Source organism: Gallibacterium faecale (assembly GCF_027920745.1).
Lineage (GTDB): Bacteria > Pseudomonadota > Gammaproteobacteria > Enterobacterales > Pasteurellaceae > Gallibacterium > Gallibacterium faecale.
In genome coordinates this window covers 20,742-36,730 of the sequence record NZ_JAQIBB010000049.1, presented here as the reverse complement: position 1 = coordinate 36,730, position 15,989 = coordinate 20,742, and the positions used below count along the sequence as shown (strand labels likewise).

Here is a 15,989-nt window from a genome sequence, read left to right as displayed (position 1 = left end):
GAATAGATGCCTTTCTTCTTTTCAACGTACTCACTGATAAAGGTTATTCCCCTTCATAAGCACGACGATAAATTTCAATCACTTGAGCCGTAGTTGCTTTACGTGGATTTGTTAAACAACAAACGTCTTTTTGTGCATTTTGAGCCATAACTTCAAAATCTTCTGGTTTAACACCAAGTTCACGTAAATTCGCTGGAATACCAATTTGACGGTTGATTAATTTAATTGCATCGATACAAGCTTGTGCCGCAGCAGTTGTTGTCATATTTTTAGTATTAATTCCCATAGCTTCCGCAATATCACGGAAACGATTCATATTACCGATGATATTAAATTCTTCAACGTATGGTAATAAAATAGCATTACAAACGCCGTGAGGAAGGTTGTAATAACCACCAAGTTGGTGTGCCATAGCATGAACATAACCGAGTGAAGCATTATTAAAGGCAATACCAGCAAGATATTGTGCATAAGCCATTTTGTCACGTGCGTGCATATAATCACCGTTTGCAACTGCTTTAGGTAAATAACGATAGATCATTTCAATCGCTTTCAATGCTGCCGTATCAGTTAATGGATTTGCTGCTGAAGAAACATAAGCTTCAATTGCGTGAGTCAAAGCATCTATACCAGTAGCTGCTGTAAGTGAAGGTGGCATACCTTTCATTAATTCAGGATCATTCACAGCAACTTTTGGTGTAACGCGCCAGTCCACAATTGCCATTTTGACGTGACGAGAAGCGTCAGTAATGATACAGAAACGGGTGATTTCAGACGCGGTACCCGCAGTGGTGTTGATTGCTAATAATGGCATAATATCTTTTGTCGCTTTATCAATACCTTCATAATCGTGAATGCGACCACCATTAGAAGCGACAAGTGCGATCCCTTTTGCACAGTCGTGAGAAGAACCACCACCGAGTGAAATGATACCTTCGCAGTCATGATGTTTAAAGAAATCAACACCAGCTTCGACATTCTTATCTGTTGGGTTAGGCTCTGCCCCATCAAAAACGACTGACTTAATATTGCTTTTTGCTAAAATTGCAACAACCTGATCCGCCATACCAGATTTTGCCAAAAACTTGTCAGTAACAATCATCACTGAATGAGCATCAAGTGAAAGCATTAAATCGCCAACTTCATTTACAGCACCTTCACCAAAGACATTACGAGTAGGTAGGAAATAATAGGTAGACATAGATACAAACTTCCTTAGTTTGTTTGTGACATAAGCACGTATCTTAAGAATACGCTTCTTTTTTCAATTACTTAAAATTACTTAATTTTAAGTAATAATTAACATATGCTTAACATAATTCATTCTACTCCTCACGAAGAGTTATAACTAGTACTTTTTATATTTAAATTATCTTTAATCTATAAAATCTAATCGCACTATCCCACTAAATTTCTGTTAATTTATTTGAGAAAGATCCACTCTGTTTTATAATATCGCCTTATTTGTCCTTCTAAACTTTACTTATGTTTGCAATCCAAGAAGCCTATAAAGCCGGGCTATTACAAAAAAAATATTGGCTAAATAATCTTGTTGCTGGCGTGATTGTCGGTGTTGTTGCATTACCTCTTGCTATGGCATTCGCTATTGCATCTGGCGTTAAACCTGAACAAGGAATTTACACTTCTATTATTGCTGGGTTAGCTGTTTCGCTGTTTGGTGGTAGTCGATTACAAATCGCTGGGCCAACAGGTGCTTTTATTGTTGTATTATCAGGCATTACAGCCCAATACGGTGTAGAAGGATTGCAAATTGCTACCTTGATGGCAGGAATTATTCTGTTTGCATTAGGCATTAGCAAAATGGGAGCAATCATTAAATTTATTCCTGCGCCAGTAATTGTTGGTTTTACTGCTGGGATCGGTGTAATTATTTGGGTAGGCCAATGGCGTAATTTCTTTGGATTGCCAGCAATTACAGGACAACATTTTCATCAACAAGTGTGGCAGCTATTACATGTTTTTCCACAACTCCATTTAGCGACTACGCTATTAGCGTTGGCTGCCTTATTGCTAGTCTTATACGCACCAAAAATCAAATATCTGCATCGGATTCCCGGCCCATTAGTCGCATTAGTCGTCATTACGTTAGTCCAACAATTCGCACAATTTGATGGAGTCAAAACGATAGGTAGTGTCTTTGGTGGAATTCCGCAAGGCCTACCAAAATTTGAAGTTCCTCGTTTAGAATGGACTCAAATGATTACCTTGATTGGCCCGGCATTTACCATTGCAATGCTTGGTGCAATTGAATCTTTACTTTCTGCCGTTGTTGCAGATGGTATGGCTGGAACAAAGCATCAATCCAACCAAGAACTTATCGGTCAAGGAATTGCCAATATATTGGCGCCATTATTTGGTGGTTTTGCCGCAACAGGCGCAATTGCTCGTACCGCAACCAATATTCGTAACGGTGGTAATAGCCCTTTAGCGGGTATCATTCACGCTATCACTTTAGTCGTGATTTTAGTCGTGTTAGCACCTCTTGCGGCTAATATTCCATTAGCTGCACTCGCAGCTATTCTGTTCGTAGTTGCTTGGAATATGAGTGAAGCTAGACGTTTTATTAATATGGTAAAACGAGCTCCTCGTGCTGATGTGGTGATCTTATTAATTACATTCTTTTTAACTGTTTTTGCCGATTTAGTTATCGCAGTTAATATTGGCGTTATCTTAGCAACACTCTACTTCCTAAAACGTATGGCTTCTAGTGTAGAAATTTCGCCAAGTAGTGCGCATGAAATCAATCAAGAGCTTGCTCGTCAAGGTGAAAAAGATACGTTACCAGAGTCTGCATTGGTGTTTGCATTAGAAGGTCCATTCTTCTTTGGTGCGGTAGAAAATTTTGAACGTGCTTTAGCAGGAACAAATACTGATGCGAAATTTTTGATTATTCGTTTAAAATGGGTGCCATTTATTGATATGACCGGTATTCAGGCATTAGAAGATGTCATCCGTTCATTACATCGTCGCAATGTGATCGTTATGTTCTCTGGGGCAAATAAACGGGTTGATCGTGAACTGAAAAAATCAGGCATTATCCAATTAATTGGGGAACAACACTATTTTCCTCATTTTGAGCAAGCCTTGGAACACGTTATTGAATTAGATAAACAAAATAAGCAACAGCAGGCTTAATCAGCAATTATTAGTAGTTGAAGTAATATGGCAGAAAATTCACCTAAACAGGCACCAAAGAAAAAAGGCTCTGTACTCAAGGATAAATTTTTCTCTTTTTCGATTAAATTGGGAATTACCGCCGCTTTTATGATCGGCTTTTATGGTATCTATTTAGACGGCAAAATTCGTTCTAAAATGGATGGTCAAATTTGGCAGTTACCTGCTGAAGTCTATGGACAAATCCCAAGTATCAAGCAAGAAACCCAACCCTCTTTAGAAGAAGTTAAGCAAAACTTATTAGAAAATGGTTATCGTCAAACTTCTCTAATTGCTGCACCTGGTGATTTTAAGATTGATCAGGATACCATTGTTTTAATTCGGCGTGCTTTTGCGTTCCCTGATCAGCCAGAACCTCAACGTGTATTACGTTTACGGTTTCAACAACAAAAATTGAGTGCGATTGAAGATCTTGTTACGCGTAAGATTGTGCCTGATTTTCGGCTCTCTCCCAAATTGATTGCCATGTTAAATTCAGAGGATGAAGAACGGTTAGCTATTCCCTTACAACAATATCCACGTTTTCTGATTGATACTCTTATCTTAACCGAAGATCGTAATTTCTTTTCACATGATGGCGTGAGCTTTATTGGGATTGCGCGTGCATTAGTGAATAATCTGAAAGCGGGCCATACTGTACAAGGCGGTAGCACGCTTACTCAACAACTTGTCAAAAATCTCTTCCTCAGTAATGAAAGAACATTGACCCGTAAATTTAATGAAATCATTATGGCGATTATGCTCGATGCACATTACGATAAAAATCGTATCCTTGAAACTTATCTCAATGAAATCTATTTGGGACAAAGTGGTGATACACAAATTCACGGGTTTGCACTCGCTAGTCAATTCTATTTCGGTCGCCCTATTCAAGAGATCAATCTTGATCAAATTGCTTTACTAGTAGGCATGGTAAAAGGGCCTTCGCTATATAACCCTTGGCGTAATCCTGAAAATGCTAAAAAACGCCGTAATACAGTGTTACAGCTGATGTTAGAACACAATATTATTGATAACGCACTATATCAAATGTTGAGCCAACGTCCACTGGGAGTACAAACACAACGTCCAATTCAACAACCACAACCGGGCTTTATGCAGGCAGTCCGTCAAGAATTAAATCAATTACTTGGTAATAAGAAACTGAATTATTTGTCGGGTGCTAGAATTTTTACAACACTTGATCCTGAACTACAACGCCAAGCTGAAAATGCCATTATTAGTGGTACAAATCAATTAAAACTGCAACATAAAATTCCAGACTTAGAAGCAGCAATGTTAATTGCTAACTATCATACTGGAGAGATTCAAGCATTAGTTGCCGGTACTGATGTACATTATGCTGGTTTTAACCGAGTTTTATCCGCAAAACGACAAATTGGGTCTTTAGTCAAACCCTCTGTTTACTTAACGGCACTTTCTTATCCAGAGCGTTTTGCCTTAAATACGCCAATTAAAAACCAACCGATCAGTATTCCATTAAAAGGGCAACCTGCTTGGCAACCTCGTAACTATGATCGTAAATATAGTGGTTCTGTTACTTTATTAAGTGCATTGGTACGTTCATTAAATATTCCAACTGTTAATATCGGTATGGCAGTAGGGCTAGATAATATTATTCGTAATCAAAAAAGTATGGGATGGGATCAAGCCAAAATTCCACGTGTCCCCTCTATGCTGTTAGGATCTTATGCAATCTCTCCTTATGATGTAACCAAGTTATATCAAGTCATTGCCAATAAAGGCGCAAAAGTACCTTTAACAACAATTCGCTATATTGTAGAACGTGATGGTCATCAATTTTATCAACGCACAGTAAATCCTGAACAAGTTGTCGCTGAAGAAGCAACAATCGAAACCTTATTTGCAATGCAGCAAGTGGTTGATCGTGGTACAGCACGAAGTTTACAGCCAGACTTTGCTTCATTGCATTTAGCTGGTAAAACAGGAACAACTAACGATGGGCGTGATACATGGTTTGTTGGGATTGATGGCAATAATGTCACAACTGTCTGGGCTGGATTAGATAATAACCGCAAAACTAAATTAACCGGTGCTTCTGGCGCATTACAAATTTATAAATCTTTATTAGGCAATATTGACGTTCAACCCTTAAAACTACCATTAACCTCTACATTAAAATGGGTCAGAGTTGATAGTCATGGCAGCTGGGCTTGTAATGGTGGTGGACAAGAGATTCCTATTTGGATTAATCATCACCCTTGTGGTTCAGCAACAGATACGCCAGCAGAAGATAACCAGCCAAGTATCTGGGATGCGTTACAGCTAAATGATTCCGTTGATGAAGCTACCGAAGATAATACGCCTGATAGTAATCCACCAGATGGCGGTGCACCGGTTGAGGAAGCTGTTCCTGTTCATTAACCCATAGGAAATCCCATATTCTTGTAGATTATAGGATTTCCTACCCAAGTAATTATTATGTTGACCATCAACTATTTTAAACAGACTAAATTTTAACCGTTTACTAGCTATGATGCCTCTACTATAATCATTCGATTCAATTTTCTTCTCACTAAACAGATCAACCCAAAATCTAACAAATTTTTTATGGAAATATGATGAAACATACTCTTTTTTTACTAACCATTCTTCCTACAATAACCCTCGCTAATGGTCATTATCAAACTAAAACACCCTACTCTCCACAGCAAGATCCAACCACTTATCAATCAATACCAAAAGGTTATACATTAGTATTCACAGAAATGATTGCCTGTCATGGTAGTCGAGGGAAGCGATCTAGCTGTTGAGAATATGTTACTTTCTGCAAAACATAAAAAGGCCCTTACTCAGAAAGGAGAACAGTTATTAGCATTAGTACAAAAAATTGAAAAAGCTAATTTATTATTGGGTTATGGTGTACCTGGTATCAGCGTACCTGGCTATGGAAATTTAACTGAACGTGGAATCAATGAACATAAAGCACTAGCAGTACGTTTATATCAACGCAATCAATCACTTTTCACACAAAAGAAGGTGATCAATGTAGCAACAAGTGGTGAAAATCGAGCAATAGATAGTAGTAAAAATTTTGTAGCAAGTCTCAACCAACAAGCACCAAATCTAAAAATTAATACATCACAAACTGATCGATACACACTCTACTTTCACAAGCTCAGTAGAAAAAATGATCCTGCTGGCCAAGATGTACTAAAACAACAAATTCTACAAGCAAGTAAGGCCTACCAAAAATATCATAAAAACAATATCAAAGCAGAGGCTATTCTCAACAAAATGGCGCAATCCACTGCTGCTCAAAAAGCAACTCAGGCCATACTTGCTCCACTGTTTACATCTGATTTCTTAGCAAAACTCGGTACAGAAGGTTATCAATATACTAGCGAAGGTGAACGTACAGCGATCAGCACTGATGGGAAATATATCTCTACTGATAAAGGTAATGGTAAAGAAAAAATTAACAGTGCATTTGACGCTGCCTCAATGATCTACGATTTATATATTATTGCTCCAGATATGGAGAAAGAACTCGCTGGTGAAAATCTCAATCCCTATATGCCTGAAAAAGCGGCTGCTTTCTTTGAACAAATGAAAGATACTGATAATTTTTATGACAAAGGTCCTGGATTTGCTAGCCAAATAGGTATTACCACTAATCCAGCTAAAGCTTTACTGATCGATTTCTTTACTCAAGCAGAAAATGGATTAAACGCAAATTCACCTGCTGCAAAATTACGCTTTGCACATGCTGAAACCATTATCCCCTTTACAACACTCTTAGAAATTCCCGCTAGCGGAACAGCACTTGCAGATGACCAGCCTTATAGCTACAACAACAGTATATGGCGAGGAGCAAAGATTTCACCAATGACTGCTAATGTCCAATGGGATATATATAACAACCAAGCCAATCAACCAATTATTAGAATGTTAGTGAATGAACAAGAAAGTGCATTTAAAGTTGCTTGTGATACTGCTCGACTAGGAAAAACTAACTACTACTATCTCAATAAATTGAAAGCCTGCTATTTGCCTTAATTTAGATAAAAAAAGAGGTTGATAACTTACTATCAACCTCTTTTCCTTAAACACCTTAATCTAATGTCGTATTAACTACAAAAATCACATCTTCAATTTATTTTGTACAATTTTAGCCTGTGCTAAGAAACGTTGGCGTTCCTTACTTGCCATTGTATTGTTCATTCCTGGTAATTTAACACGCATTGGATTAACCGCTACACCATTTACATGAAACTCATAATGCAAATGTGGGCCTGTCGAACGTCCGGTATTACCTGATAATGCAATCCGTTGTCCTTTTTTCACTGACTGCCCTTGTTTCACTAACGGTCTGCTTAAATGCATATAGACAGTTTGATACTCTCGACCATGACGTAGCATTATATAACGGCCTGCACCACCAGCTTGATATGACACTTTAATCACTACACCATCCGCTGGCGCAATAACTGGTGTACCAACAGGCATCGAGAAATCGACTCCTTTATGCGGCGCAATTCGACCAGTAACCGGATTTTTGCGTCGTGGATTAAATTGTGAAGAGATTCGATATTGACGTTGTGTTGGATAACGAGAAAATCCTTTACCAAGCGTTTCACCATGGTTATTGTAATAACGTCCATTTTCCGCTTGAATTGCATAATAACTTTTACCACGGCTAATAATATGAATACCAATGACATTCCCTTGCCCCGTTAATTTATCGTTCAGATATTCACGATTTACTAAAATCGCATAACGGTCGCCTTTCTGTAATTTAGTTAAACTTAACTGCCATTGTAACGCATTGATTAATTGATAAATTTGCTTAGAATCCAAGCCATCTTGGCGTAAATGGGTATAAAGATTACCATCAATATCCCCTTTCAAGACTTCTTCTTTCCAAACGCTTTTCTTTTGAATGACTTGCATCACAAAATGGCCATCTGTATGGCGTTCATAAACGCGTTCTTCTTTACGCGATACTAGCCAATTCAAATATTGTAAATCACCATCTTTTGATAAAATCCAATAAAATTGCTGCCCAGTTTGTAGATTTTTTAAGGTAGGATCTAATTGATATAATTCGTTAATTACATCCGTATCTAAACCACTTGAACCCAAAACATCATTTAATTTATCGCCATCTGCTACAGTGTAAGCAAATTGATTGGTAATTCTTAAGGCTTCACCTGCTGCATCTAATAGTTCATTTAATGCATCTTTGGCATCTTCTGGTAATTCGTCATCACTAAATACAGTTTCATCTGATAATTGATCATCAAAATTCTCACCATGTGTATTCTGATTATCCACATTATCACTGCTAACATCACTCTCCGTACCTTCTGTGTTTTGATCTGCTACGGTTGTTTCTGTGTTTTCTTCACTACTACTTTTTTCCGAATTATTTTGTTCTGAACTGTTCTTTTCAGCGGTAATTTCTTTATTTTCTGTTTGTTCTGTCACCGTAGGTTTACTGGTATCAACACTTGTTGATGGAATTACTGTTTTAGTATCTGGTGTTTTAGTTTGATGATGTAAAAAATAAATAATCGATGAAAAGCAAAGTAATGCAATCACAAAAAGCACTATTCTTATTGTTATCTTCTTCTTTAAGCGATCTCTTGCTAATTTAATATGTTGCATTCAAATAACCTAAATGGATAAAACTTAATCATTTTATAAGAACTAAAATAAGACATAATATTAGCTGAAAAATTCCCAAAAGAATGGATTAATTTTTTTGAATGAATAAATCTTCGGCATTATCGAAAAAATTATTTGATCCGATAAGCGATTTGCATAAAATACAGACCGATTTTTTAAAGGTGTCATCATTATGCAACAATTAAACTCTCCTTTAGTTGAACTCAAACATATCTCTGTTCAGTTCAATAATCAAACAGCACTACAAGATATCTCCTTATCGATCCAACCACGTTCAATTACTACCATTGTTGGACCTAATGGTGGTGGCAAATCGACATTATTGAAAGTGTTATTAAAATTGATTACACCACAACAAGGGAGTGTATATTACGCACCGAATACAAAAATTGGTTATGTTCCACAAAAAATTCATATTGATGCTACGTTTCCAATCACAGTCAGCAAATTTCTTTCACTTAAACCAAAAACAAGCAAACAAGATATTGAGCAATCTCTAAAATTGCTCTCTATTAGTCATTTAGCCGATCATACGATGCAAAAACTTTCTGGTGGTGAAATGCAACGTGTATTATTGGCACGAGCTATATTAAATAAACCCAATCTTTTAGTATTAGATGAGCCAACACAAGGTGTTGATGTCGTTGGACAGAATGAACTTTATGAATTAATTAACCAAATGCGTGAACGATTCGATTGTGCTGTATTAATGGTTTCACATGATCTGCATTTAGTCATGGCAAAAACTGATCATGTTCTTTGTATTAATCAACATCTATGTTGTCAAGGTGCACCTGATTCGATCAGCTCACATCCACATTTTATTGATTTCTTTAATAATCAACGTGAACAAAATGTTGCGATTTATACACACCACCATAACCATAAACACAATTTACATGGTGATGTTTGTTGTTCTGCAACACACCGTTCACCTGATTGCCAACATCAACAACAATAAGGCATACAAATGTTTGAAATTATTTTTCCTGCTTGGCTAACTGGGATGATTCTCTCTTTAATCACTGCCCCACTCGGTGCTTTTGTGGTTTGGCGGAAAATGGCCTATTTTGGCGATACGTTGTCACATTCTGCTTTACTCGGCATTGCTCTGGGCATTGCATTAAATCTTAATCCTTATCTCGCTATCTTAATTTTGATTGTTATATTGGCACTTGTTTTAGTATGGCTAGAAAACAATACCCACTTTGCTGTTGATACCCTACTCGGCATTATTGCCCACACAAGCCTTTCACTTGGTGTAGTCACTATTGGTTTAATTGGCGGTATTCGAGTCGATTTAATGAATTATTTGTTTGGTGATCTCTTAGCAATTAATTATCAAGATTTACTCTGGATTGGCATTGGTGTTGTCTTAGTGCTAGCGATTTTATGCTATTACTGGTCAGCATTGATTTCTGCTACAGTAAACCCAGAACTAGCTCAAATCGAAGGCGTTAATGTAAAAAAAGGGCGAGTCATTTTAATGCTATTAACAGCGATTACGATTGCCTTAAGTATGAAATTTGTTGGTGCGTTAATTATTACATCATTATTGATTATTCCAGCTGCAACTGCTCGCCGCTTTGCCAAAACCCCTGAAAGTATGGCATTTATTGCTATTGCTATTAGTATGATCGCTGTCACTGGTGGTCTTTTACTCTCCGCATTTTATGATACTGCGGCGGGACCATCAGTAGTCATTTGTTCTTCTCTATTATTTGTGCTTTCTCTATTTAAGAAACAACAGGAGTAAGTATGCCGACTAAACTTTTAGAAAATCGCGCAGATATCGAGCTATTGGTTAATACTTTTTATGATCATGTACGCGCCGATCCACGAATTGGCTATATGTTTGATCATCTTAAAGGCAAACATTGGCAAGCGCATTTAGAAAAAATGTACCGTTTCTGGGAAAGCAATATTTTTGACTTAGAAAGTTACCAAGGAAACCCAATGTTAGCCCATATCAAACTTCATAATCGCCAGCCTATGAGCGAAGAGATGTTTGCTGTTTGGCTAACACACTGGCAAGATACAGTACATCAATTATTTCATGGTGAGAAAGCGGAAAAAGCACTATTTCGTGCTGCTACGATTAAAGATTTAATGCAGCAACGAGTGCTGACTGATGAACTGCCGATGTTTATGAAACGGATTCGTCCAACCAAAGGCTAAATAAGGAAATCAAATGAGTTATTGTGATTACGTCAATCAATTAGCCGATGGTCAAGATCCTTTCAATAAACATTATCACGATCACCATTATGGTTTCCCGATTACTGATGATAATGAGCTTTTCGCTCGTTTAGTTTTAGAAATTAATCAAGCTGGTTTAAGTTGGACAACTATCTTAAAAAAAGAAGCTGGATTTCGCCAAGCCTATGATCAATTTGAGATTGCTAAAGTCGCAGCTTATAGCGACCAAGATCGCCAGCGGTTATTAAATAATCCTGAGATTATTCGTAATCGTTTAAAAATAAATGCGGCAATTTATAATGCCCAACAAATTCAGCAATTACAGCAGCAATTTGGTTCTTTTAAACAGTGGCTCGATCTACATCACCCTAAACCATTGACGGAGTGGGTAAAGCTATTTAAACGCCATTTTAAATTTGTTGGTGGTGAGATTGTGAATGAGTTTTTGATGAGTTGTGGCTATCTACCCAATGCACATGATGAAAACTGCCCTATTTATCAAAAAATTTTACAAACTGATGTGCCTTGGAAACAGGAGCAATAATTTTTCTCTATGGAGGTATTTTCAACAAATTTGAAAATACCTCCTTGTTTTTATGTTAAAGATCTACCTTCAATCCAGTCTTTTCTGCAACATCTTCTGCAATTTTTCGCAAATTCTCTGCACTTTGATGTAAATCCACCAACTCTTCATCAGTAAAACGATATTTAGGAATTTTGCCAATCCCATCGCGGTTAATAATCATCGGCACACTAATAACAATATTGTGAATCCCATATTCCCCCGTTAATACTGTTCCTACGGGTAATACAGAATATTCATTGATATTGATAGCACGAATAATTCTAAACACACTAGCGGCAATACCATGATTCGTATTCAGTTTTAAACCAAACACTTTAAGCCCTTCTTGTTTTACTTCATCAAGTAATTGTTGCGGATCAATCACTGGATAACCATTATTACGGCAAAAGTCTTCTACTTTTTGTCCAGCAATATTCATTAAACTCCAAGGTAAAATACTATTCGCCCCATGTTCTCCCAGGATAAAACCAAAAATATTCTTAGGATCGATTTGTACTTTATCTGCTACCAATTTCATTAATCTGGCACTGTCCACAACACAACCAGCACTAATTACACGTTCTCGCGGATAAGAAGTATTGCAAGCAATAAAATGAGTGACAATGTCACAAGGATTACTCACAATAATTAGAATTGCATTTGGTGAATATTTTTCTAATTGTTTTGCAATATCTACTCCAATTTTGGCATTAATTTGCGCTAGCTCTAGGCGATCCTGCCCGACTTTAATTTGGGCTCCTGCCGTAATCACAATAATATCGCTATCAGCAGTATCTTCATATTCACCGCTGATGACTCTTGTATTTTTCGCAAAGGTCAATGAAGACATATGGCTAAAATCCATCTGTTCGCCTTTACAGCGATCTTTATTTAAATCAACCAGTACAACCTCACTACATTCTCCCATATTGAGAATAAAACTTGCTATCTCGACCCCGACAGCCCCAGTTCCAATAATAGAAATTTTACGCATAATGTTTACTACTCTGTTGTGTTTACAATCATTATCAAATATTCAATTTAATATTTGAGTTAAAAAAAATTTAAATCAATAAGTGACATTACTATTATTTAATTAATTTTGTTAAAGGCAAAAATAATGTATCTTGTTTGTCCATAAACTGGATAAATCCTAGTTTTTTATAAAATTCAACAGCTTTAATATCTTTCGCTTCTACCAATAATGCTGCAATTCCTAGCTTAGCCTCTCTTACTTTGCTAATTGCGTCAGCAATCAAAAATTTACCAAATCCTTGCCGAGTAAAATTGCGATCAATCGCAAGCCTGCCAATTAAAGCTGCCGGTATCATAGGATACCTAATCTGCTTCTTAATCCGAGAAATAGGAATATCTGCTACATTAATTGATGTGGCAGATAACGTATAATAACCGATGATTTTTTCTAGTTTTTTATTAATTAACACAAAACATTTGGTTAATTCTTTCTTCTCGTCTTGTGAAACTTGTGTCTGAAAATAAAAGTTCAAAATTTGTGAATCACTACAAAAGGCTTGTTTGCTCAAAATAAGATCTGATAAAGCGACAATATCTAAATCAATTAGAATACCTCTATCCATTTCTATTCATCCAATATTTATTATTGCTTTTGAGAAAGAAAAGCATTGTGCATATCCATCGCTTCTTGCATAGATGCATTAAAATCCGTATCTGCGTTTAGTGCATCTACTAATAGTTTTTGATCCTGTATGCTGAGCATTAGAGATTGGTGCTGAGAAATTGTTTTTACTGAAGCTTGATACACAACATCAACTACAAAATCTGTCAATGATCGACCCGTAATCGCGGCTGCTTGTTTAAATAACTCATATAATTCAACATTGACTTTCGCTTCAAGTCTTGCTTTTGTCGTTTTTTTCATAGATTTTCCCCTTTTTCCTGATAGGGTTCTATTATTATATAAACAAAATATACGGTCAATAGCCGTATAAAATTAGTTATTTCCGGACGCTATCAATATGAAATACCTTGCTTAGCATAAAATTATGTTTACTTTTCCTTTTTAAGAGTAAAAAGAAACTCACCAATAATGGTGAGTTTCATCTTCATCAAATAGCATCTAAATAACAGAATTAAGAAAGGTATTTTGCTTTTAATTCTTTTGCAAATGCAACTTTTTCTGGTGTTAACTCTTTTGTCATTGGTTCACGACAATAACCTGCATCCACACCATCTAATTTGAGCAATTCTTTGATAGTGAGGTATAAACCATTTGATAAGATACCTTCAATTAAATCGTTTGTAACGTGTTGAATTGCACGTGCTTCCGCAATCTTACCTTGTTGTGCATATTCAAAAATTTGTCTTGCACGTACACCATTAACGTTAAAGGTACTACCAATTGCTCCGTCCACACCTAATACCGCAGCAGAAAGCATCATTTCATCAAAACCAGCCCAAATGAGGTGATCTGGATACGCTTTTTTCACACGTTCTAATAAGTAGAAATCACCTGCAGTAAATTTCACACCAATTACTTTTGGATTTTTATAAAGTTCACCAAATTGTTCCACACCAATATTAACGCCTGTTAAGAATGGAATTGAGTAAACAATCATATTGTTACCAGTTTCTGCAATAATGGTGTCATAGTAGTTTTTGATTTCAGCAAAGCTGAATTTATAGTAGAACGGGGTTACCGCTGACAAGCAGTCATAGCCTAATTCGGTAGCATATTTACCTAATTCCACAGATTCATGTAGATTAACGCTACCTACTTGTGCAATTAATGCAACTTGGTCTTTTGCTTCATCTTTTGCAATACGGAAGATCTCTTTTTTCTCTTCAGTAGAAAGCATAAAGTTTTCGCCGGTACTACCGCCCACATATAAACCATCAATTTTCATTTTATCGATGTTATAACGAATGATTTCACGCAAACCTTTTTCATTAATTGAGCCATCTGCATTGAATGACACTAATAATGCACTAATGATACCTTTTAAGTTTTTCATGTTGTTTCCTTATGACAAGAGAGTTATTTGATTCGTTGTTCTAAAATTACATTAATTGTTTTTTGCTTCGCTTGAATTGCACTTTGTTCTTCCTTACGCACTAACAACGCATAAATTAAATCCATCACGAACAGTTGCGCTATTTTGGTACCAATAGAATCGCCCTGCATTTGTCCTTGGCGATTACCATTAATTAATACATAGTCTGCCACTTCGGTAATAGGCGAACGCAAATTGTGCGTTAATGCAATTGTTTTTGCTTCGTTTTTTTGTGCAATCTTCAACGTACGAATAATTTCTTCGGAATAACCAGAATGGCTAATACCAATCACGACATCCCCTTTCTTCATTAATGACGCTTGCATATACATAAAATGGTTATTAGTTGTTGCATCTACTTGTAACCCAATACGCATTAATTTATGTTTCACGTCTTCAGCCGTAATCCCTGATGAACCTACACCAAATAAGAAAATACGTTTTGCTTGTTGTAATTCATCTACCACACGTTCTAGCTGTTCAAAATCTAATAGATTAATTGTTTCTCCCACAACATTTACTAATGCGGTTTGCAATTTTTTTGCAATTTCCAATGCACTATCTTCAGCAGAAACATCTGTATCTAATAATGTTTGATTTTGTTTTTCTTGCGTTGCCAACTCAATCGCCAACTCAAGTTTAAAATCAGTATAACCTTTAAACCCGAGTGTGCGACAGAAACGAATAAAAGTAGCTTCGCCAACATTTAATTGTGCGGAAACTTCTGATAATGATGATTGGCTGAGTAAATTTGGAGATGCCAATATTGCGGATGCAATTCGTTTTTCTGTTTTGGTTAAACTATTTTGCAAAGCACCAATGGTATCTAGGATTTTGCCGCTTTCTGACATTCCGACCTCCTTATAGGATTAAAGTAAATCCACAGGGATTTTTACTACTAATTTTTTAAGATGTTGTACTTGTTGATCCACATTACAGCATGGTTTATGCGGTTCGTATGGGAAAAAGATAGCAAACATTTTTGGACGCAAAACGACTTCATTTTTAGCTTCAATATCTGGCGTTAATTGATAATCGTCTTGTTCATCATATTCAGTATAAAGTGAAAGATCTGGGTAAACTGGACTACATTGAATCGCTTCTTTTCCACTGATCAAAACTTGGATATCTAAATACTTACGATGAATTTCTGCTTTTTTACTTTCTGCTGCGCAAGTATCTAGTTCCATAACATTCATATAAACTTGATCGCTAATATCATGACGACCAGTTTCTAATCCAGCTAGGTCAATGGTTTGAAGATAATCTAATGCATCACCAATCGCCTTTGGTAAGCCTAATTTATAATCTTGTTTTGTTAAATCACCAATAAACATATTCTGTTA

Annotated in this window: 15 protein-coding genes; 7 read left to right on the top strand and 8 right to left on the bottom strand. The window is 36.4% G+C overall.

Features of this window, described 5'->3' with window-relative positions:
* Positions 1-43: 43 nt before the first annotated feature.
* On the bottom strand, positions 44-1,201 hold the full coding sequence (locus tag PF272_RS04730; RefSeq protein ID WP_271141822.1) for an iron-containing alcohol dehydrogenase: 1,158 nt from the start codon (positions 1,199-1,201) through the stop codon (positions 44-46).
* Between the two features lie 284 nt (positions 1,202-1,485).
* On the opposite strand from PF272_RS04730, the gene PF272_RS04725 reads away from it, so the two are divergent.
* The 3 genes from PF272_RS04725 (at position 1,486) to PF272_RS04715 (ending at position 7,215) form a co-directional block, all read left to right on the top strand.
* On the top strand, positions 1,486-3,156 hold the full coding sequence (locus tag PF272_RS04725) for a SulP family inorganic anion transporter (protein WP_271141821.1): 1,671 nt from the start codon (positions 1,486-1,488) through the stop codon (positions 3,154-3,156).
* A gap of 27 nt (positions 3,157-3,183) precedes the next feature.
* The gene (mrcB, locus tag PF272_RS04720) at positions 3,184-5,580 is read left to right on the top strand and encodes a penicillin-binding protein 1B (protein ID WP_271141820.1); all 2,397 of its coding nucleotides are present in this window, start codon (positions 3,184-3,186) and stop codon (positions 5,578-5,580) included.
* A gap of 357 nt (positions 5,581-5,937) precedes the next feature.
* Positions 5,938-7,215, top strand: a complete 1,278-nt coding sequence (locus PF272_RS04715; protein WP_271141819.1) for a histidine-type phosphatase — start codon at positions 5,938-5,940, stop codon at positions 7,213-7,215.
* An 84-nt stretch (positions 7,216-7,299) separates the two neighbouring features.
* Here PF272_RS04715 and mepM read toward each other — a convergent pair whose 3' ends face one another.
* On the bottom strand, positions 7,300-8,826 hold the full coding sequence (mepM, locus tag PF272_RS04710; protein WP_271141818.1) for a murein DD-endopeptidase MepM: 1,527 nt from the start codon (positions 8,824-8,826) through the stop codon (positions 7,300-7,302).
* A 187-nt stretch (positions 8,827-9,013) separates the two neighbouring features.
* Here mepM and znuC point away from each other — a divergent pair, with 187 nt between their 5' ends.
* Genes znuC through PF272_RS04690 form a run of 4 tightly spaced genes read left to right on the top strand, consistent with a single transcriptional unit; the run spans position 9,014 to position 11,590 of the window.
* Positions 9,014-9,808 (top strand): zinc ABC transporter ATP-binding protein ZnuC, encoded by a 795-nt coding sequence (gene znuC, locus PF272_RS04705; RefSeq protein WP_413789423.1) that lies wholly within the window; start codon positions 9,014-9,016, stop codon positions 9,806-9,808.
* Positions 9,809-9,817: 9 nt separating this feature from the next.
* Positions 9,818-10,603, top strand: coding sequence for a zinc ABC transporter permease subunit ZnuB (gene znuB, locus PF272_RS04700; RefSeq protein WP_271141817.1), 786 nt, complete (start codon positions 9,818-9,820; stop codon positions 10,601-10,603).
* 2 nt (positions 10,604-10,605) lie between these two features.
* The gene (locus tag PF272_RS04695; RefSeq protein WP_065236739.1) at positions 10,606-11,025 is read left to right on the top strand and encodes a group III truncated hemoglobin; all 420 of its coding nucleotides are present in this window, start codon (positions 10,606-10,608) and stop codon (positions 11,023-11,025) included.
* A gap of 13 nt (positions 11,026-11,038) precedes the next feature.
* Positions 11,039-11,590 carry a DNA-3-methyladenine glycosylase I gene (locus PF272_RS04690; protein WP_271141816.1) on the top strand — a complete coding sequence of 184 codons (552 nt, stop codon included), beginning with the start codon at positions 11,039-11,041 and terminating at the stop codon, positions 11,588-11,590.
* A gap of 55 nt (positions 11,591-11,645) precedes the next feature.
* Here PF272_RS04690 and PF272_RS04685 read toward each other — a convergent pair whose 3' ends face one another.
* The 6 genes from PF272_RS04685 to nanQ all read right to left on the bottom strand — a co-directional run bounded on the left by PF272_RS04685 (position 11,646) and on the right by nanQ (position 15,980).
* A complete protein-coding gene (locus tag PF272_RS04685) occupies positions 11,646-12,605 on the bottom strand; it encodes a lactate/malate family dehydrogenase (RefSeq protein ID WP_065233831.1) in 960 nt (319 codons plus the stop codon).
* A gap of 94 nt (positions 12,606-12,699) precedes the next feature.
* Positions 12,700-13,209: a GNAT family N-acetyltransferase gene (locus PF272_RS04680; RefSeq protein WP_271141815.1), complete on the bottom strand. Its 510-nt coding sequence runs from the start codon at positions 13,207-13,209 to the stop codon at positions 12,700-12,702.
* A 20-nt stretch (positions 13,210-13,229) separates the two neighbouring features.
* Complete coding sequence (locus PF272_RS04675) at positions 13,230-13,511, bottom strand: type II toxin-antitoxin system TacA family antitoxin (RefSeq protein WP_065236742.1); 282 nt, start codon at positions 13,509-13,511, stop codon at positions 13,230-13,232.
* A gap of 211 nt (positions 13,512-13,722) precedes the next feature.
* Entirely contained in the window at positions 13,723-14,604 is an 882-nt protein-coding gene (nanA, locus tag PF272_RS04670) for an N-acetylneuraminate lyase (RefSeq protein WP_065234803.1), read from the bottom strand.
* A 23-nt stretch (positions 14,605-14,627) separates the two neighbouring features.
* Positions 14,628-15,494 carry a MurR/RpiR family transcriptional regulator gene (locus PF272_RS04665; RefSeq protein WP_065234802.1) on the bottom strand — a complete coding sequence of 289 codons (867 nt, stop codon included), beginning with the start codon at positions 15,492-15,494 and terminating at the stop codon, positions 14,628-14,630.
* 18 nt (positions 15,495-15,512) lie between these two features.
* Positions 15,513-15,980: an N-acetylneuraminate anomerase gene (gene nanQ / locus PF272_RS04660; protein ID WP_271141814.1), complete on the bottom strand. Its 468-nt coding sequence runs from the start codon at positions 15,978-15,980 to the stop codon at positions 15,513-15,515.
* Positions 15,981-15,989: the final 9 nt, after the last annotated feature.

Excerpts from the sequence above, each read along its gene's own strand:
- nanQ (WP_271141814.1), bottom strand. The coding sequence starts at position 15,980 with ATGTTTATTGGTGATTTAACAAAACAAGATTATAAATTAGGCTTACCA.
- PF272_RS04685 (WP_065233831.1), bottom strand. The coding sequence starts at position 12,605 with ATGCGTAAAATTTCTATTATTGGAACTGGGGCTGTCGGGGTCGAGATA.
- PF272_RS04715 (WP_271141819.1), top strand. The coding sequence starts at position 5,938 with ATGGTAGTCGAGGGAAGCGATCTAGCTGTTGAGAATATGTTACTTTCT.
- PF272_RS04730 (WP_271141822.1), bottom strand. The coding sequence starts at position 1,201 with ATGTCTACCTATTATTTCCTACCTACTCGTAATGTCTTTGGTGAAGGT.
- nanA (WP_065234803.1), bottom strand. The coding sequence starts at position 14,604 with ATGAAAAACTTAAAAGGTATCATTAGTGCATTATTAGTGTCATTCAAT.
- PF272_RS04695 (WP_065236739.1), top strand. The coding sequence starts at position 10,606 with ATGCCGACTAAACTTTTAGAAAATCGCGCAGATATCGAGCTATTGGTT.
- PF272_RS04680 (WP_271141815.1), bottom strand. The coding sequence starts at position 13,209 with ATGGATAGAGGTATTCTAATTGATTTAGATATTGTCGCTTTATCAGAT.
- PF272_RS04725 (WP_271141821.1), top strand. The coding sequence starts at position 1,486 with ATGTTTGCAATCCAAGAAGCCTATAAAGCCGGGCTATTACAAAAAAAA.
- PF272_RS04690 (WP_271141816.1), top strand. The coding sequence starts at position 11,039 with ATGAGTTATTGTGATTACGTCAATCAATTAGCCGATGGTCAAGATCCT.
- mrcB (WP_271141820.1), top strand. The coding sequence starts at position 3,184 with ATGGCAGAAAATTCACCTAAACAGGCACCAAAGAAAAAAGGCTCTGTA.
- PF272_RS04675 (WP_065236742.1), bottom strand. The coding sequence starts at position 13,511 with ATGAAAAAAACGACAAAAGCAAGACTTGAAGCGAAAGTCAATGTTGAA.
- znuB (WP_271141817.1), top strand. The coding sequence starts at position 9,818 with ATGTTTGAAATTATTTTTCCTGCTTGGCTAACTGGGATGATTCTCTCT.
- PF272_RS04665 (WP_065234802.1), bottom strand. The coding sequence starts at position 15,494 with ATGTCAGAAAGCGGCAAAATCCTAGATACCATTGGTGCTTTGCAAAAT.
- mepM (WP_271141818.1), bottom strand. The coding sequence starts at position 8,826 with ATGCAACATATTAAATTAGCAAGAGATCGCTTAAAGAAGAAGATAACA.